The sequence below is a fragment of the Kribbella amoyensis genome (genome assembly GCF_007828865.1).
Classification (GTDB): domain Bacteria; phylum Actinomycetota; class Actinomycetes; order Propionibacteriales; family Kribbellaceae; genus Kribbella; species Kribbella amoyensis.
This window is the reverse complement of the sequence record NZ_VIVK01000001.1, coordinates 4303355-4320992: the sequence shown is the minus strand read 5'-3', so window position 1 is coordinate 4320992 and position 17638 is coordinate 4303355. Positions and strand designations below refer to the sequence as shown.

General features: G+C 69.6%; 18 protein-coding genes. 8 read left to right on the top strand and 10 right to left on the bottom strand.

The features are described 5' to 3' along the window. Window positions 1–37 precede the first annotated feature (37 nt). The 4 genes from FB561_RS20445 (at window position 38) to FB561_RS20430 (ending at window position 3281) form a co-directional block, all read left to right on the top strand. The gene (locus tag FB561_RS20445) at window positions 38–1018 is read left to right on the top strand and encodes a metal ABC transporter substrate-binding protein (RefSeq protein ID WP_238334936.1); all 981 of its coding nucleotides are present in this window, start codon (window positions 38–40) and stop codon (window positions 1016–1018) included. After that, the gene (locus FB561_RS20440) at window positions 1015–1812 is read left to right on the top strand and encodes a metal ABC transporter ATP-binding protein (RefSeq protein ID WP_238334935.1); all 798 of its coding nucleotides are present in this window, start codon (window positions 1015–1017) and stop codon (window positions 1810–1812) included. Before FB561_RS20445 ends, FB561_RS20440 begins: the two co-directional genes overlap by 4 nt. Next, the gene (locus FB561_RS20435) at window positions 1809–2813 is read left to right on the top strand and encodes a metal ABC transporter permease (RefSeq protein WP_145808948.1); all 1005 of its coding nucleotides are present in this window, start codon (window positions 1809–1811) and stop codon (window positions 2811–2813) included. Before FB561_RS20440 ends, FB561_RS20435 begins: the two co-directional genes overlap by 4 nt. Before the next feature lie 72 nt (window positions 2814–2885). After that, on the top strand, window positions 2886–3281 hold the full coding sequence (locus tag FB561_RS20430; RefSeq protein ID WP_238334934.1) for a Fur family transcriptional regulator: 396 nt from the start codon (window positions 2886–2888) through the stop codon (window positions 3279–3281). 3 nt (window positions 3282–3284) lie between these two features. Here the strand turns inward: FB561_RS20430 and FB561_RS20425 are convergent, their stop codons facing one another. Further along, window positions 3285–3920 (bottom strand): TetR/AcrR family transcriptional regulator, encoded by a 636-nt coding sequence (locus tag FB561_RS20425; protein ID WP_170284726.1) that lies wholly within the window; start codon window positions 3918–3920, stop codon window positions 3285–3287. 127 nt (window positions 3921–4047) lie between these two features. On the opposite strand from FB561_RS20425, the gene FB561_RS20420 reads away from it, so the two are divergent. The 4 genes from FB561_RS20420 to FB561_RS20405 all read left to right on the top strand — a co-directional run bounded on the left by FB561_RS20420 (window position 4048) and on the right by FB561_RS20405 (window position 8223). Beyond that, a complete protein-coding gene (locus FB561_RS20420; RefSeq protein ID WP_145808938.1) occupies window positions 4048–5061 on the top strand; it encodes an alpha/beta hydrolase in 1014 nt (337 codons plus the stop codon). Beyond that, window positions 5049–6407, top strand: coding sequence for an ABC transporter substrate-binding protein (locus FB561_RS20415; protein ID WP_170284725.1), 1359 nt, complete (start codon window positions 5049–5051; stop codon window positions 6405–6407). The genes FB561_RS20420 and FB561_RS20415 overlap by 13 nt, the downstream gene beginning before the upstream one ends. Window positions 6408–6589: 182 nt before the next feature. Beyond that, the gene (locus tag FB561_RS20410) at window positions 6590–7402 is read left to right on the top strand and encodes a carbohydrate ABC transporter permease (RefSeq protein ID WP_202880683.1); all 813 of its coding nucleotides are present in this window, start codon (window positions 6590–6592) and stop codon (window positions 7400–7402) included. Then, window positions 7399–8223: a carbohydrate ABC transporter permease gene (locus FB561_RS20405; protein ID WP_145808931.1), complete on the top strand. Its 825-nt coding sequence runs from the start codon at window positions 7399–7401 to the stop codon at window positions 8221–8223. The genes FB561_RS20410 and FB561_RS20405 overlap by 4 nt, the downstream gene beginning before the upstream one ends. A 7-nt stretch (window positions 8224–8230) precedes the next feature. Here FB561_RS20405 and FB561_RS20400 read toward each other — a convergent pair whose 3' ends face one another. The 9 genes from FB561_RS20400 to FB561_RS20360 form a co-directional block, all read right to left on the bottom strand. Then, entirely contained in the window at window positions 8231–9160 is a 930-nt protein-coding gene (locus FB561_RS20400) for a HEAT repeat domain-containing protein (RefSeq protein WP_238334933.1), read from the bottom strand. A 31-nt stretch (window positions 9161–9191) separates the two neighbouring features. Further along, window positions 9192–9857 (bottom strand): HEAT repeat domain-containing protein, encoded by a 666-nt coding sequence (locus FB561_RS20395; RefSeq protein ID WP_238334932.1) that lies wholly within the window; start codon window positions 9855–9857, stop codon window positions 9192–9194. A 120-nt stretch (window positions 9858–9977) separates the two neighbouring features. After that, the gene (locus FB561_RS20390) at window positions 9978–10997 is read right to left on the bottom strand and encodes a LacI family DNA-binding transcriptional regulator (RefSeq protein WP_238334931.1); all 1020 of its coding nucleotides are present in this window, start codon (window positions 10995–10997) and stop codon (window positions 9978–9980) included. Between the two features lie 45 nt (window positions 10998–11042). Next, window positions 11043–11957 (bottom strand): carbohydrate ABC transporter permease, encoded by a 915-nt coding sequence (locus tag FB561_RS20385; protein ID WP_238334930.1) that lies wholly within the window; start codon window positions 11955–11957, stop codon window positions 11043–11045. After that, on the bottom strand, window positions 11954–12865 hold the full coding sequence (locus FB561_RS20380; RefSeq protein ID WP_145808926.1) for a carbohydrate ABC transporter permease: 912 nt from the start codon (window positions 12863–12865) through the stop codon (window positions 11954–11956). Before FB561_RS20380 ends, FB561_RS20385 begins: the two co-directional genes overlap by 4 nt. Next, the gene (locus tag FB561_RS20375; protein WP_145813203.1) at window positions 12862–14145 is read right to left on the bottom strand and encodes an ABC transporter substrate-binding protein; all 1284 of its coding nucleotides are present in this window, start codon (window positions 14143–14145) and stop codon (window positions 12862–12864) included. The genes FB561_RS20380 and FB561_RS20375 overlap by 4 nt, the downstream gene beginning before the upstream one ends. 39 nt (window positions 14146–14184) lie before the next feature. Beyond that, window positions 14185–15639, bottom strand: coding sequence for a sulfatase-like hydrolase/transferase (locus tag FB561_RS20370; protein ID WP_145808924.1), 1455 nt, complete (start codon window positions 15637–15639; stop codon window positions 14185–14187). A gap of 225 nt (window positions 15640–15864) precedes the next feature. Beyond that, window positions 15865–16470, bottom strand: coding sequence for an MBL fold metallo-hydrolase (locus FB561_RS20365; protein ID WP_202880682.1), 606 nt, complete (start codon window positions 16468–16470; stop codon window positions 15865–15867). Next, complete coding sequence (locus FB561_RS20360; protein WP_145808919.1) at window positions 16470–17564, bottom strand: S-(hydroxymethyl)mycothiol dehydrogenase; 1095 nt, start codon at window positions 17562–17564, stop codon at window positions 16470–16472. Before FB561_RS20360 ends, FB561_RS20365 begins: the two co-directional genes overlap by 1 nt. Between the last annotated feature and the right edge of the window lie 74 nt (window positions 17565–17638).

Below are 17638 nucleotides of genomic sequence, written 5' to 3'. Positions count from 1 at the left end.
TTTGACAACCATCTCCGATTAAATGAAAATGATTGTCATGAGATCTAGTCTGCGCGCTGTCACTGCCGGCCTCGCCGCCCTTGCGGTCCTCACTCTGGCAGGTTGCGGCGGCGACGCCACCGGCGGCTCCGGCGGCGACGGCGACAAGGTCGACGTGGTCGCCTCGTTCTACCCGCTCCAGTTCATCGCCGAGCAGGTGGGGGGCGACGCCGTGAACGTGACCACGCTGACGGCGCCCGGGGTCGAGCCGCACGACCTGGAGCTCACTCCGAAGCAGGTCGGCACGATCACCGAGGCGAAGCTGGTGCTGTTCGAGAAGGGACTGCAGCCCGCGGTCGACGAGGCCGTCGAACAGAACGCGAAGGACGCCGGCTTCGACGTCGCACCGGCCGCGAAGCTCGAGGCGACCGGCGCGCACTTCGAGGACCACGACCACGAGGAAGAGGGCGGCGCCGGCGGTCCGGCTGCCGTGCTCCCCGGCTCGGCCGGCAACGAGGACGTGGATCCGCACTTCTGGCTCGACCCGGTCCGGTACGCGGGGGTCGTCCAGGCCGTCACGGACAAGCTCGTCGAGGTCGACGGAGCGCACGCTGACGGTTACAAGGAGCGCGCGAAGAAGCTGCTCGGCGAGGTGACGAAGCTGGACGGCGAGTTCAAGTCCGGCCTGGCCACTTGCAAGCTGAAGACGTTCGTGACCAGCCACGAGGCGTTCGCCTACCTGGCGAAGCGGTACGGTCTGCAGATGGTCGGGATCGCGGGCTTCACGCCGGACGCCGAGCCGACCCCCCAGCGGATCAAGGAGGTCCAGGACATCGTGCGGGCCGAGCAGGTGACGACGATCTTCTACGAGGAGCTCGTCAGCCCGAAGGTGGCCGAGTCGATCGCCCGCGACCTCAAGGTGAAGACCGCGGTCCTGAGCCCGATCGAGGGGCTCTCGGACGCGAACTCCGAGCAGACCTACCTCACCCTGATGCGGGAGAACCTGCAGGAACTCCGGAAGGCGAACAGCTGCGCGTGACCGTTCAAGACCACCCCGCCGACCGGTCCCGCGCGCCGGGGCCGGACGGTGGTTCCGCACCCAAAGCCGTCCAGGTCGCCGATCTCTCGGTCGACCTGGGCGGCCGGCTCGTCCTGCGGGGCGTCGACCTGCAGATCCGCCAGGGCGAGGTGGTGGCCGTGCTCGGCACCAACGGCTCCGGCAAGTCCACCCTGATCCGGACCATGGTCGGCCTGCTCCCCGCGGCCCGCGGCCAGGTGAAGCTGTTCGGTACGCCGGTCCCCCGCTTCCGCCAGTGGAACAAGGTGGGCTATGTCCCGCAGCGGATCACCGCGGCCGGTGGTGTCCCGGCGACCGTCCAGGAAGTCGTGTCGTCCGGGTTGCTCTCGAAGCGGCGGCTGTTCCGCCCGTTGAAGGCGGCCGACCGGGCCGCGATCGACGAGGCGCTGGAGATCGTCGCGATGGCGGACCGGCGCAAGGACGCCGTCGCCGAACTGTCCGGCGGCCAGCAGCAGCGGGTCCTGATCGCCCGCGCACTCGTGGCGGACCCGGACCTGCTGATCCTGGACGAGCCGACCGCCGGCGTCGACCTGGCCAGCCAGGGCATCTTCGCCGACGCGATCCGGGAGCGGGTCGCCCGCGGGACCACGGTGGTGATGGTCAGCCACGACCTCGGCCCGATGGACGCGCTGATCGACCGCTCGGTGGTGCTGCGCCGCGGCCGGATCGTGTACGACGGGGCGCCGCACGCCTCCCAGACCCACGCCCACGTGCACCCGCACGTCGCCGACGACGAGCCGGGGTTGCTCTCATGACCTTGTTCCAGCTGGAGTTCATGCAGCGGGCCCTGATCGCCGGCCTGCTCACCGGCCTGGCCGCGCCCGCCATCGGGACGTACCTGGTCCAGCGCCGGTTGTCGCTGATGGGTGACGGCATCGGGCACATCGCCATCACCGGGGTCGCGCTCGGCCTGCTCACCAAGACCGCGCCGACCCTGACCGCGATCCTGGTCGCGATCGCCGGCGCGACCGCGATCGAGCTGATCCGGGCCCGCGGCAAGGCCAGCGGCGACGTGGCCCTGGCGCTGCTGTTCTACGGCGGTATTGCGGGCGGCGTCCTGCTGATCGGGCTGGCCGGTCAGGGCGCGGCGACCCTGAACACGTTCCTCTTCGGCTCCCTCACCACGGTGTCCCCGAGCGACCTGTACGTCGTGGTCGGGCTGGCCGTGGCCGTCCTGGTGGTCGCGATCGGGCTTGGGCCGCAGCTGTTCGCCGTCTGCCAGGACGAGGAGTTCGCCCGCGTCACCGGACTCCGGGTGCAGCTGCTCAACCTGGTGATCGCGGTGATGGCGGCCGTGACCGTGACGGTGGCGATGCGGACCGTCGGCCTGCTGCTGGTCAGCGCCTTGATGGTGGTGCCGGTGGCGACCGCGCAGCAGGTGACCCGGTCGTTCCGCAGTACGTTCGTCACGGCCTGCGGGATCGGGGTCGTGGCCTGCCTGGCCGGCATCGTCACCTCGTACAACGCGGACGTCGCTCCGGGCGCGACCATCGTGATCCTGGCGCTGGCCGGGTTCGTCGTGGCCGCGGTCGCGGGTGCGCTGATCCGGCGCCGCCGCGGTCACGTCGTCCCGCTGGCCGACGAGGAGCCCGAGATCGGCGTACCGGGTCCCCAGCCGCATGTGGTCAGCCCGGGGCACCCGCACGACCACAACCCGGCCTGCGGGCACGCCAAGGTGGAGCACGGGGACCACGTCGACTACGTTCACGACGGGCACCTGCATGCGGCGCACGGGGACCACTGGGACGAGCATTGAGAGTTCGACTTGTCGCGTAGTGAAAGAATGGCCGATTGCCGGGCAAGCCACGGCGAGACGACAGGAGGCACGGTGGCCATCGGAACACGCTCGACCCGTCAGCGCGCAGCGGTCGCTTCCGCGCTCGACAACCTCGACGACTTCCGGACCGCGCAGGAGATCCACCAGGAGCTCCGGTCCTCCGGCGAGGCCGTCGGGCTGACCACCGTCTACCGGACCCTGCAGGCGCTGGCCGACTCGCGTGAGGTCGACGTGCTGCGGACCGCCGACGGCGAGACCGCGTACCGGCGCTGCTCGAAGGGGCACCACCACCACCTGGTCTGCCGGAACTGCGGCCGCACCGTCGAGGTCGAGGGCCCGGCCGTCGAGCGCTGGGCCGACAAGGTCGCCGCCGAGCACGGCTACACCGACATCAGCCACACCCTGGAGATCTTCGGCACCTGCAAGGAGTGCCAGGCCGGGTCCTGACCGTCAGGACGGCGCCGGCTCGGTGGCCAACTGCCTGGTCTGCTGGGTCGCCCAGTGAGCGGCTGCGTCGGCGACCGGGATCGTCGGGTCGACCAACCACGCTGCTTCGAGGCCGTAGCAGAACGTGATGATCTCCATTGCCTTGAGCCGCGGGTCGATGTCGTCGCGCATCTCACCGCGCTGTTGCGCGGATCGCAGGGTCGCCGTCACGCGGTCGATCGTTGTTCGGTAGCCCTCGACCAGGCGTGCGTGGAGGTCGGTGTCGGGGCTGACGTTCTCGCCGAGGACGACGGTGTTCATCCCGAGCAGACTGGCCACTTTGTCGTCGTGCTGGCTCGGCCAGCTGGAGATGTGCCTGGCGATGACGTCGACGATCTTGAGGCCGGGGTCATCTCCGTCGCCCCACAGCCACTCCTCGCTGAAGGCCAGGTGGCGATCCATGACAGCGTTGAGCAGCGCCTCCTTGCTGCGGAAGTGGTAGAGCAACCCGGTTTGTGACACGCCGGCCTCGGCCGCGATGTCGGCGAGGCTGGTCCCGCGCGCGCCGTTGCGGGCGATGAACCGTACGGCGACGTCGATGATGCGTTCCCGTGTCTCAAGGCCCTTCGCTGAGGTCTTGGGGTTCTGGGCAGCGGACACGGTTGAGCTCCTCGCTCTGGTCGGGACAGCGTCATCGCCAAGCATAGACAAACCGACTGAGCACTCGGTAGTTTTTCCAAAAACAGACTGAGTACTCGGTCTGAACTTTGGCGAGAGGCGCGATCGGATGAGTGCAGCTTCCCGGCCGGAGAATCCGGTCATCCACCGCGAGGGCGTTCCCCTCCGGCCGCACGAGCAGGTTCGGGCCTTCCTGGACAGCTCCGGATCATCGCCTGACCCGTGGTCCGCCGAAATCGCGGCCGTGCGGGCGGACGCGCGGGCAAAAGTCCTGGCCGTGACTGGCGAGCTCGCGCCGGTGGCCTCCGTCGAGTGCGTCGACGCGAACGGCGTACCGGCTCGGCTCTACCGGCCCACGGGCGCGGAACAGGAGGTGCTGGTCTGGGCGCACGGCGGCGGCTGGATCCATGGGGACCTCGACACCGCGGACGGTGTCGCCCGGGCACTCGCGAACCGGGCCGCGTGCGCGGTCCTGTCCATCGACTATCGGCTCGCGCCCGAGCACCCGTTTCCAGCCGGCTTCGACGACACCTGGACGGCCGTCACCTGGGCACGCGGCAACTTCGGCAGTGTGGCCGTCGGCGGGGACAGCTCGGGCGGCAATCTCGCCGCGGCGGCCGCGCTCAAGGCGCGTGATGAAGGCGTTCGACTAGCCGCCCAACTCCTCGTCTACCCAGCGCTCGACAGCGTTGAGAACACCGACTACAAGGTCGCGTTCCGGCGGCGGTACGAGACGTTCGCCGGCCGGTCGGGTTTCGGCCCGAACAGCTACCGTCGGCTGCAGTACATCTGGGAGACCTACGTTCCCGATCCTGCTGTGCGTACCTCTTCGTACGCCTCGCCGCTGCACGCTGAATCTGTGCGCGGTGTCGCCCCCGCGACGATCATCACGGCCGAGCACGATTTCCTCCGCCGCGAGGCCGAGGACTACGCCCGGCGTCTGGAGGCGGCCGGCGTCCCGGTCGACCTGATCGAGTACGCAGGTCAGATCCACGGCTTCTTCGAGATGTTCGCCGTCATGACCGACGCGCATCACGCCGTTGGCAGGGCCGGCGACGCCGTCCGAAACGCGTTCCAGTCACACCCACCATCGAGCCTCGAGGACTTCTCGTGCGAACACTGACCCAGTACCGCGGAATTCTCCGGGCGGCAGCCGGCGCCGCGGCGGCTGCTCTGCTGCTCGCCGCCTGCGCACCGGGCGGCAACTCCGAAGCCGGCCCGGCGCCCTCCGAGCCGGTGTCCATCGGTGTCGGCAGCGAGCCGGTCACCCTGAAGCTGCTCGTGACCAGTGGCGTCGATGTCCCGCTCTACACCGCCCTCGGCAAGCTGTTCAGCGCCAAGTACAGCAACGTGACGGTCAAGGTGGAGAACCAGGACTACGCCACCTTGACCACGACCATCGCGCGCACACTCGCAGGGAACAACGTGCCCGACCTTGTCCGCGTGCCGCAGCTCGGAAACCTGACCAAGGACCACCTCCTGATCAGCCTCGACCCCTATGCCAAGGCGTACGGGTGGGACAAGTGGCCGCAGTCGCAGTTCGCCTCCACCCGTGTCGCGGCGGACGGCAGAGAGCGAGGAACAGGTCCGTTGTACGCTGCCGGCGCCGGTTTCGGCCTGACCGGGGTGTATTACAGCAAGGCGCTGGCGCAGCGGATCGGTATGACCCGGCCACCGGCGACTGTCGCCGAGTTCGAGCAACTGCTCGCCAAGGCGAAGGACGCCGGGCTGCAGCCGATCATGATCAACGGTAAGGACGGCGGCAGCGTCTATCCGCTGCAGAACCTGGTGATGTCGTACGCCGGTGACGCGCAAGCCGTCCAGGACTGGAACTACACCAAGCCCGGCGCAAGTATCGACACGGAGGCGACGGTCAAGGCCGCCACGACGTTGCAGCGTTGGGGCGAGGCGGGATACCTGCCGGCCGATGTGAACGACATCGACCAGACCCGGGCACCGGCCGAGTTCCTCAAGGGCAACGGCGTGTTCTTCCCGAGCGGCAACTGGCAGGCTCCCGGACTCGACAAGACCGGATCCGGTCAGTTCGGGTTCTTCCTGGCCCCGCCCGACGTTGCCGGTGGGCCGTCGTACGCGATGACCGCGGCCGCCAACCTGGGGATCCCGGCGAGGTCACCCAACGCGGATGTCGCGGCCGCATTCCTGGACTTCGTCCAGACGGACCAGTCGGCGCGGCAGGAGACGGTGACACTCGGCGGTCTGGTGCCGGCAGGCCCTTCGGACGCGCCCGTTCCGGCCGCGCCCGAGGGGTCGGCGGTCGCCGCCACCGTCAGCGCGTTCCAGGAGTTGCTGAAGAACAACGAACTGGTCGGCTTCATGGCGGATGCGACCGCTTCGATCCACGTCAACAGCCTTGTCCCGCAGACGCAGCTGCTGCTGGCCGGCAAGACGACGCCCGAGTCGTTCGCGGCCAAGGTGCAGTCCGACTACGAACGCGACCTCGGGCGATGATCGCCGGCCGACCTGGAGGTGATGCGGTGCCGTCGATCTCGGCCCCGAGGGCGGTGCGGCAGTCTTCGGCCCTGACCGATCCGCGGAGCACTCCTGCCGCACGACAGCCCACTGCCCGGCGTCCCCCCGGACGCCGGCGGCGGAACTGGAGCGCGCTCCTCTGGATCACACCGGCGTTCGGTATGTACGCCGCTTTCGTGCTGCTCCCGATGCTCCAGTCCGTGCAGTACTCGTTCTACGACTGGGACGGCGTCGGCCCCGCGACGCCTGCCGGACTCGAGAACTGGAAAGCGATCTTCACCCAGCCGGAGCTGCTGCAATCAGTGGTGCACGCGTTCGTCCTCGTCTTCTTCTACACGGTCTTGCCCGTGGGCCTCGGCCTGGTCGCGGCGTCGTTCATCCGCGAACTGAAGCCTGGCGCGTTCAGCACCACCGCCCGGATCGTACTGTTCGTCCCGCAGGTGCTTCCGCTGGTCGCGGCCGGGATCGCGTGGACGTGGATGTACTCGTCGGACGGGCTGGTCAATCAGGTCCTGCGCGCGGTCGGCCTCGATCGGTACACGCGGGCCTGGCTCGGTGACTTCACGTTCGCCCTGCCTGCGGTCGGTGTGATCGGAGTCTGGGTCATGCTCGGGTTCTGCACGGTGCTGCTGCTCGCGGGTATCGGCAAGATCGACCCGGCGCTGTACGAGGCGGCCCGGCTGGACGGCGCCGGCCGGATCAGCGAGTTCGTCGCCGTGACGCTGCCCGGCCTGCGGCGAGAACTCGTCGTGTGCACGACCTTCACGATCATCGCCGCGTTGGCGAGCTTCGACGTCGTCCAGATCGCGACGCAAGGCGGACCCGGCTACCAGACGATGGTCCCTGGCGTACAGATCTACCGGTTGACCTTCCTGCAGCAACACATCAGCCAGGCCTCGGCGCTGTCGGTGTTCCTGGCCGCGCTTGTGTTGCTGGTGATCTGGCCGATCCAGCGTCTCGGGAGACAGCAATGACCACATCGGGGCTCGCCCACCGAGTAACGCGTACCGCGATCCTGCTCGCGCTGATGTTGTTCGCGATCGTGCCGCTGCTGAGCATGTTCACCACGGCACTCGCCGCTCCAGGTAGCACGCCGCAAGGCCTCAGCTGGCCGAGCGACCCGCACTGGCACAACTTCGTCGACGCTTGGAGCGCGGCCAATCTCATCGCCCTGTTCCGCTCGAGCGCGCTCATCGTCCTGGGCGTCGTCCCGGCCACGGTCGCCATGGCCACCGCCGCGGGCTACGCGCTCGCTCAGCTGAACGTGCCCTTCGGCAGGGCGATCTACGGCCTTCTCCTCGTCGGGCTCACCCTGCCGTTCGAGGCGCTGATCACCCCGCTGTACTACGACCTGCGAAGCATGGGACTGCTCGGGACGCGACTGGCGATCGTCCTGCCCCTCATCGGCCTGCTCATGCCGTTCGGAGTCTTCTGGATGCGCGCGCACTTTCTCGGCGTCGAACCGGCGCTCACCGAAGCGGCGAAGGTCGATGGCGCCACCACCTGGCAGACGTTCCGCCGCATCCACCTGCCGCTCGCCACCTCGGCGTGGTCGGCGCTGTCCGTGCTCTTCTTCCTCGCCAGCTGGAACCAGTACCTGCTGCCCCTCGTGCTCGTCGACGACCCGACGAAACGGACCGTGGCCGGTGGGCTGGGTGCCTTCCAAGGCCAGTACGGCACCGACACAGTGCTCCTGTGCGCCGGCTCCCTCCTGATCATCCTGCCGTCCCTGGTGATCTTCCTGATCTTCCAACGCAACTTCGTCAAGGCACTGATGCAAGGGGCCGTCAAGTGACTGCCGGTCAGGCGAGCAGGGCCTTGGCGGTCAGGGCGACCGCGTGTTCCGGGTCCCGGACGAGGGACTGGAGGGTCTCGCGGGTGAGGCCTTGGGGAAGCTCGCCGAGGGCCTGGGCGAGGCGGATCCGTGCGTCGGGCGCGGTTCCTGGAGCGGCCAGCTCGGCGCGGAGTACGGCCAGGATCTCAGGTCCGGCGTCGGGGATCATCGCGAGCGTCTCGGCGGCTTCGACGTCGTTGAGACCTTCGACGACGAGAGTGATCAGGGTCGGGACAGCCGCGGTCTCCCCGCGGCGGCCGAGGGCGATCGCGGCGTGTTTGCGGACGGTCAGATCGAGGTCCTCCAGGGCACCTGTGAGGACTGCGGTCGCGTCCGCGCCGGGCACCTCGGCGATCGCGACGATCGCACGGCGGCGGATGACCAGGTCGGCCGAGCGAAGCGCGGGAGCCAGCGCCGCCAGGACGTCGTCCGTGGACCGTGCGAGGGCCCAGCGCAGGGCACCGGCCACGTTGGGGTCGGACTCGGTGAGCAGGGCGGCGGCCAGTACTTCGCTGGGCAGTTCGTCGTCCGGGGTGAGGGCGGCCTGCTGGCGACGGGCGGCGTCGACCGAATCGAGGCCGCGGAGCAGCTCGACGACGCGGAGGACATCGGGCCAGTCGTCCGGCCCGGCGGAGTCGATCGCTTGGAGCCGGTCGAGCAGCTCCTGCTCCTGGCGCAACCGCTCCTCGGTCCGCTGGACCAGCTCACCCAGCAGTCCGCCCGGGGTGAATTCGGGATCGTCGAGGGCACGGCCGATCTCCCGCAGCGTCAGCCCCAGCGAACGCAAGGCCTCGACGTGGAAGATCCGCCGGATGTCGTCCGCGGCGTACTCGCGGTAGCCGCCCACGGTCCGGCCGGTCGGGCTCACCAGCCCGAGGCGGTCGTAATGCCTGAGCATCCGTGCACTCACCCCGGACCGGCGAGCCACCTCACCGATGAGCACGCCGGTCCCGTACCTGTTGGGGGCCGAGAGCAACGGCTCGCCTCGCCTCGTCGAGCGCCGTCCCGAGGTCGGCGCCGGGATTCCGCAGCAGCTGCTCCGTGGCCCGCGCGTGCGCCCGCACCTCCGGCCTCGCGCTCGACAGCGCTGAGGTCAGCGGGCCCTCGGCCGCCGTACCGAGCGCGACCAGGGCGCGGCTGAGGCTCAGCTGTACGTCCCGTGTACCGCGCCCCAGCTCCGTCACCAGCTCTCCAGCCAACTGCTCCTCCTCGCCGTACGGCACCAGCCCGACCGCCGTCCGCCAGGCAGTCCGCGCGACCTCGTCGTCGGCATCGTGCAGCAACTCCACGGTGATCGCCGACCAGGTCGCCGGGTCGCCGATCTTGGACAAAGTGTGCAGGGCCTGACTCCGGGCCTGGGCGTTCCCGGACCGCAACTCCGCCACGACCCGCGGCACCGTCAGCTCCGCCGGCAGCTGGACCAACGCCCAAGTCAGCATGTCCCGCACGAAGAAGTCCGGCTCCACGCCACACCGGACCACCAACGCCTCGACCAGTTCCACACCAGCCGGTACCTGCGTCCCTGCCGCCATCGCCGCCCGCAGACGCGCGGACGTTTCAGCCGCCTGCAGCGCGTCGCTGTACCTCGTACTCACGAGAACCACCTCCGGTCCCCAGCCAAAACGTTGTCACCGTGACAAGGTCAAGTCGGCCACACGGAGGTCCGACGCAACTACCCTCGCGGCGCGGCAGGCGGAGGATCGCCGGACACGACCCTAACCGCCCGTGCTCTCGCGGACGACCAGCTCGTACCCGACCGGTTGTTCGGACACCTCGTACGGCGTCCCGCTCGCGGCGGCCTCCATCTGCGCGAGCAAGGACTCGACCGACAACCGGGCGATCGCGGCCCGGTCGGGCGAGATCGTGGTCAGCGTCGGAGTCGCGGCGCGGCCGTACGGGATGTCGTCGAACCCGACCACCGCGACGTCGTCCGGCACCCGGAGGCCGTGGGTCTGCAGTGCGCGGATGACGCCCAGCGCCACCCAGTCGGTCACGCAGAACACCGCGTCCGGCGGCCGGTTCCGGTGCTCGGCGAGCAACGCGGCCATCTGCAGCTCGCCCTCCTCGCCGAGGTTGTTCCGGATCGGCCTGATCAGGTCGTCCGACTCGGGCAGCCCGGCCGCGCGCAGGGCCCGCCGGTACCCCGCGAGCCGGGGGTGCTGCCGGTCGGTCGGTCGCGTCCCGATGATCGCGATCCGCCGCCGGCCCCGCTCGATCAGGTGGTTCACCGCGGTCTCGGAGGCGGCGACGTTGTCGATCGAGACGTGCTGCGCGATGCCTTGGAAGTTCCGCTCCCCCAGCATCACCAGCGGGGTCCGGTCGGTCCGCTTGCGCAGATCGGCCGGCCGGATCCGTGGCGAGCTCAGAATCAGTCCGTCGATCCGCTGCGGGAAGTGTCCGGCCAGCGCGTCCCGCTCGACCGAGGTGTCCTCCCCGGTCTGCTGGATCAGTACCACCCAGTTGTGCCGGGCGGCCGCCTCCAGGATCTGCCCGGACAGCGCCGCGAAGTACGGCATGTCGAGCTGGGGAACCACCAGCGCGATCAGGCCGGCCCGGCCGAGTGCGAGGTTGCGGGCGGACAGGTTCGGCCGGTACCCGATCTCGTCGATCGCGGCCTGCACCTTGGCCCTGGTCTCGGGCGCGACGTGCCGGAAGTCGTTGATCACGTTCGAGACGGTCTTCATCGACACGCCCGCCCGCGCGGCCACGTCGGCCAGCCTCGGTCTGCTCGTCACCCGCACCGCTCCTCGCCGATCACGCCCGACAGGCTACCCGCCGGATCACTTCAGGCCGGTGGTGGCGACCCCCTCGACGATGCGCCGCTGGAACAGCACGAACGCCACCAGCACCGGCACCATCGTGACCAGGCTCATCGCGAACATCTGGCCCCACTCCGACTGCCCGGACGAGTCCAGGAACGTGCGCAGCGCCAGCGGTACGGTCAGTCTGGCCGGGTCGGACACGTAGATCAGCGCGGTGAAGAAGTCGTTGTAGCTCCAGATGAAGGAGAAGATCGCCGTCGTCACCAGCGCCGGGCGCAGCAACGGCAGCACGATCCGCAGGTAGATCTGGAACACCCCGCAGCCGTCGATCCGGGCCGCCTCGTCCAGCTCCCGCGGCAGCCCGCGGATGAACTGCACCATCAGGAAGATGAAGAACGCCTCGGTCCCGAGGAACTTCGGCACCACCAGCGGCAGGTAGGTGTCCACCCAGCCGAGGTCGCGGAAGATCGAGTACTGCGCGATCAGCGTGACGTGCGCCGGCAACATGATCGTGCCGAGCATCACCCCGAACAGCACCCGGCGGCCGACGAACGACATCCGCGCGAACGCGTACGCCGCGAGCGAGCAGGACAGCACGTTGCCGACGATCGTCAGCGCGCAGATCAGCAACGAGTTCAGCAGGTACACCGAGAACGGCGCGCCCGGACCCGACCAGCCGGCCGAGTAGTTGTCCAGGCTCGGCGACTTCGGGACCAGCGAGGTGGAGCCGAAGATCTCGGTCGTCGGCTCGAACGAACTGCTGAGCATCCACACCAACGGGTAGACCATCACCAGGCCGATCAGGATGATCGCGGCATGGGCGACGGTACGGCGCGACATCAGCCCTTGCCGGTTCGCGGCGCGGGTGCGCCGTGGTACCGACCTGGGCGCGCTCTCGGTCCGGGGCGGGCGCTGGCGGACCGGCGTACTCATCGGGCCTCCCGTTCGTCGGCGTAGAAGACCCACCGCTTGCCCATCACGAAGTTGGCCGCGGTGAATCCGGCGATGATCAGCAGCAGGACCCAGGCCATCGCGGCCGCGTAGCCCATCTCGAAACTGCCGAACGCCTTCTGGTAGAGGTACAAGGTGTAGAAGAGCGTCGAGTCGGACGGGCCGCCGCTGCCGCCGGACACGATGAAGGCCGGTGTGAACGCCTGGAACGCGCCGATGATCTGCAGGACCAGGTTGAAGAAGATGATCGGCGACAACAGCGGCAGCGTGATGTGGACGAACCGGCGGACCCGCCCGGCGCCGTCCACCTCGGCGGCCTCCAGCACGTCCCCCGGGATCTGCCGCAGCCCGGCCAGGAAGATCACCATCGGCGCGCCGAACTGCCAGACCCGCAGCAGGACCAGCGTGAACAGCGACGTGTCCGGCGAGGAGATCCAGCCGGGCCCGTCCAGGCCGACCGTGCCGAGCACCTGGTTCACCAGGCCGTCCGCGCCGAAGATCTGCCGCCACAGGATCGCGATCGCGACGCTGCCGCCGAGCAGACTGGGCACGTAGTACACGGCCCGGTAGAACGCGACCGCCTTCAGCCCCTGGTTCAGGACGACGGCGACCGCGAGCGCGAACACCATCTCCAGCGGCACCGACAGCAACACGTAGGTGAAGGTCACCACCAGCGAGTGCTGGTACCGGTCGTCGGACAGCATCCGCTGGTAGTTCGCCAGACCTTCCCAGACCGGTGGGGCGAGCAGGCTGTAGTCGGTGAACGAGTAGTACAGCGACAACACCATCGGGATCAGGGTGAGCCCGAACAGCCCGATCAGCCACGGCGCCAGGAACGCGTACGCGGGCAGGCTCTCCCGCAACCGGCCGGGGAGGGTCTTGCTGATCATGCGCCCAGGACCCGGCCGGCCTCGGAGGCGAACTTGTCCGCCGCGGCCGCGGGGTCGGTCCGGCCGAACCCGATGTCCTGGTTGAGCCGGGTGAACACGGTGCCCAGTTCGCCGTATCCCTTCGGCCAGGGCTGCGGCGACGGGCCGACCTGCTGCTCGATCTGCTCGACGTACGCGATCGCGCGGCCGGCCGGGGTGTTCGGCTGGGCGGCGAGCAGGTCGCGGGACTTCTTCGACGGCGGGACCCCGAGGGTGAGCCCGATCGCCTTCACCGCGCGGTCGTCGTTCACCAGGAAGTCGATCACCTGGGCGGCGCCGTCGGGGTTCTTGGTCGTCCCGGAGACCGACCAGAAGTCGAGCGCCTTGAGGAACTGGCCCTTCAGCGAGCCCGCGGTCCGGCCCGGGACGGCACCGACGACGAGCTCGGCGTCCTTGACCAGCGGCTGGTAGAAGGCGAGCTGCTGGACCCAGCCGAACTCGATCGGCGACGCGCCCTTCGACAGCTGCGAGGTCTCGAACGAACCACCCTCCGCCGTCACATCCGCGCCCGGCGCCGCCTTCGCCTTGCGCAGGTCCTGCCAGTACGCGAACCAGCCCTCGATCACGTCCTTGGCGACCGCCAGCTTGCCGTCGGCGAACACCTCGGTGCCGTACTCGCGGGACCAGACCTCGAAGATCTGGAACTGCCCGCCGGCGTCCCCGGTGCCGTACTTGCCCGGGCCGGCGTCGCCCGCGAAGTCCTTCGCGAAGGTGGCGAAGCTGTCCCAGCTCCACTCGGCCGGCAGCTTGCCGCCGAGCTTCTCGACCAGCTGCGGATTGCGGAACGTCGCGTGCGTGATCGAGGACTGCCCGATCCCCATCAGCTTGCCGTCGATCCGGCCGCTCTCCGCGACGTCCTTGTCGAGCGTGTCCACCTTGATCGCGCTGCCGGCCTTGTCGGTCAGGTCGAGCAGGGCGCCGCGCTGGGCGTACTCGGAGTAGTAGCTCATCGACATCCGGAAAACGTCCGGGCCCTTGCGGCCGGCGGTCTGCGTCGCCAGCTTGTCCCAGTAGTCGCCGAACGCGGCGCGCTCGGTACTGAGCTTCAGGTCCGCGTGGTCGGCGGTGAAGTCGGCGAGCGCCTTGTCCATCGCCTTGTGCACCGGATCGCCGCCGTACCAGGCGACCCGCAGCCCGTCGGCGGATCCGCCGCTGTCACCGCCGCCGCAACCGGGCAGCGCCACGGCCGCCGCGGTCGCCGCTCCGAACCCGAGAAATGACCGTCGGGTGAGTCCTGCCATCGTGTGCCTCCAGGGGTGAGGTACGCCGGCGCCGGTCCCTCAGGACCAACGCCAGTTGTGCTTGGTCGTCTTCGGTGTGTAGACCCCGACCGGGAGGTCGTCGGCGACGCGGATCAGCCAGCGCACCAAGGTGGCCTGCAGGGCGTCGGACACGGCCCGGTGGGCGGGGTCGTCGGACAGGTCGACCAGCTCGGCCGGATCGGCGCGCAGGTCGTACAGCCGGCGGCGGCCGCGGTCGTCCACGATCAGCTTGTGGTCGCCGCTGACCACCATCCGTTCGCCACCGCTCTGGGTGACGCTGTTCAGCTCGTCATACGTGCGCCCCTCGTAGGGGAAGTGCAGTGCGGGCCGGTCGTCCTCGTCGTACGAGACGCCGCCGTACCCGAGCTCGGCGTAGATGCTGCCGAACTCGGACTCGGGCCCCGGCTCGCCGGCCAGGACCGGGGCGAGGCTGCGGCCCTGGACCCCGGCGGGCAGGTCGGCCCCGACCAGCTCGCACAGGGTCGGGAACAGGTCGACCATCGAGACCAGCTCGTCCCGCGGCCCCGCCGTGACGCCGGGCCCGCTGATTACGAACGGGATCCGCATCAGGAAGTCGGACATGCCGGCGCCCTTGCGCTGCAGCCCGTACTCGCCGACGTAGTCGCCGTGGTCGCTGACGAACACCACCAGCGTGTCGTCCAGCCGATCACCGAGCCGGTCGAGCAACCGGGCGATCTGGTCGTCGATCAGCCGCAGCATGCCGAGGTAGTTGGCCCGGTACCGCCGCCACGCGTCGTCGTACCCGGGCCGCTTGCCGGTGGTCAGCTCGTGCAGCCAGCGGTACCGCCAGCCGAGCTCGGGAATCGCCTCCGGCCCGGCCAGCCGCTCGGGCACCTCCGACTCGGCGAACTCGCTGAAGTACGGCTCCGGCACCTGGTACGGGTTGTGCGGTTCGGGGAACGAGACCCAGAGGAAGAACGGGTCCTCCTCGGTGGTCGAGTCCAGCGCGTCGATCGCGCCCGACACGATCCGGTACGGCAACTGCGCCTCCACCGGGAACGGCGTCGGTTCCGCCGAGACCCCGTGGTCCAGCTCGTGCAGCCACTGGTCGAAGGCCGCGTCCGTCGCCGACTCCGCCGGACCGTGGTCGTGCAGGAACGGTCCGTGGAAGCTGTCGAAGTCCTCCGCCGTCCGGTACATGTGCGGCTTGCCGGAGAAGTGCAGCGAGTACCCCGCGGCGCGCAGCACGTCGAGGAGGTCCTCGGAGTACAGGGCGTGCTTGGCGGCGCTGTTCTGCCGGACCCGGTGGGCGGTCGGGAACCGGCCGGTGAGCAGGCTGGTCCGCGCGGGCACACAGGCCGGGTAGCTCGTGTACGCGCGGCCGAAGGCGGCACCGGCGGCCGCGACCTTGTCCAGACACGGCATGGTGTCCAGGTCCAGACCGGAGCCGGCGGTGAAACCGGCACGGTGCTGGTCGGTCATCAGCAGCAGGATGTTGGGACGGCGGGACATCCTCGGTGGGCACCTTCCAGGACGGCGGGCAGGGTCGGACAGGGCAGCCGGCAAGGACTTCTCCGGCGACCTGGGGCCAGACGTTACAGCGCTGTAAACGCTGTGTCCATAGATTGTCCGGGACCAAACGGAAGGACCGGCGATCGATTGCCTAAGGCAACCGCATCGCCGGTCCTCGGACCGCTGGTGCCCCGCGCCGGAACCTCCGGCGCGGGGCGTTGGATTTCAGTCGGCGGCGTTCGCCTCCGCGGCGATCGTCGTGGTGTCGCCGTGACCGGTGTGCACGACCGTGCCGGACGGCAGCGTCAGCAGCCGCTCCCGGATGGACTTCAGGATCGTCGGCTTGTCACTGTACGAGCGGCCGGTCGCACCCGGGCCGCCGTGGAAGAGGGTGTCGCCGGTGAACACCGCGTCGAGGTCCTCGGCGTACAGGCAGGTGGAGCCGGGGCTGTGCCCGGGCGTGTGGATCGCCCGCAGCGTCGTCCCCGCGACCTCGAAGGTGGTGCCGTCGGTCAGGTCGTGGTCGGGCGCGTCGTCGTACAGCGCGGCCCAGAGCATCTGGTCGGCGGAGTTGAGCCAGACCGGGACCTTCAGGACCGCCTGGACGCCGCCGACCGCGTTGATGTGGTCGTTGTGCGCGTGGGTGCAGACCAGGGCCACCACCCGCCGGTCCCCCACCGCCTCGAGGATCCGCTGGGCGTCGTGCGCCGCGTCGATCACCAGGACCTCGCTGTCGTCACCGATCAGCCAGACGTTGTTGTCGACGTCCCACGTCCCGCCGTCGAGGCTGAACGTGCCCGAGGTGACCAGGCGCTCGATCCGGGCCGGCATCAGAACACCACCACCGAGCGCAGCACGTCACCGTGGTGCATCTTGGCGAACGCGGCCTCCACGTCGTCCAGCGCGATCGTCTCGGAGACGAACCGGTCCAGCGGCAGCCGGCCCTGCAGGTGCAGGTCGATCAGCAGCGGGAAGTCGCGGCTCGGCAGGCAGTCGCCGTACCAGCTGGACTTGAGCGATCCGCCGCGGCCGAAGAAGTCGAGCAGCGGCATGTCCAGCCGCATGTCCGGGGTCGGGACGCCGACCAGGACCACGGTGCCGGCCAGGTCGCGGGCGTAGAACGCCTGCTGCCAGGTCTCCGGGCGACCGACCGCGTCGATCACCACGTCCGCGCCGAAGCCGCCGGTGAGTTCCTGCACCGCCTCGACCACGCCGTCCTGATCCAGGCCCTTCGAGTTGATCGTGTGGGTCGCGCCGAGCTCCTGCGCGACGGACAACTTCCGCTCGTCGAGGTCGATCGCGATCACCCGGGCGGCACCGGCGAGCCGGGCGCCGACGACGGACGCCGTACCGACGCCGCCGCAGCCGATCACCGCGACCGAGTCGCCGCGGCCGACGTTGCCGGTGTTGATCGCGGCACCGAGGCCGGCCATCACGCCGCAGCCGAGCAGTCCGGCCACCTCGGGCTTGGCCGCCGGATCCACCTTGGTGCACTGCCCGGCCGCGACCAGGGTCTTCTCCGCGAACGCGCCGATACCCAGCGCCGGCGAGAGCTCGGTGCCATCAGCAAGGGTCATCTTCTGCTCGGCGTTGTGGGTGTTGAAGCAGTACCACGGGCGGCCGCGCAGGCAGGCCCGGCAGTTGCCGCAGACGGCCCGCCAGTTCAGCACCACGAAGTCACCCGGCGCGACATCGGTCACCCCCTCGCCGACGCTCTCCACGATCCCGGCCGCCTCGTGGCCGAGCAGGAACGGGAAGTCGTCGTTGATCCCGCCCTCGCGATAGTGCAGGTCGGTGTGGCAGACCCCGCAGGCCTGCACCTGGACCACCGCCTCGCCCGGCCCGGGATCCGGGATCGTGATCTGCTCGATCGTGACCGGGGCGCCCTTGCTGAGGGCTACGACTCCACGCACTGTCTGGCTCATGTGCCCGACGCTAGCCGCCGACCGTACCCGCCGTCAGCCCCGCCGCGCGTGTCCACCGATCGGGGGACAGCCGG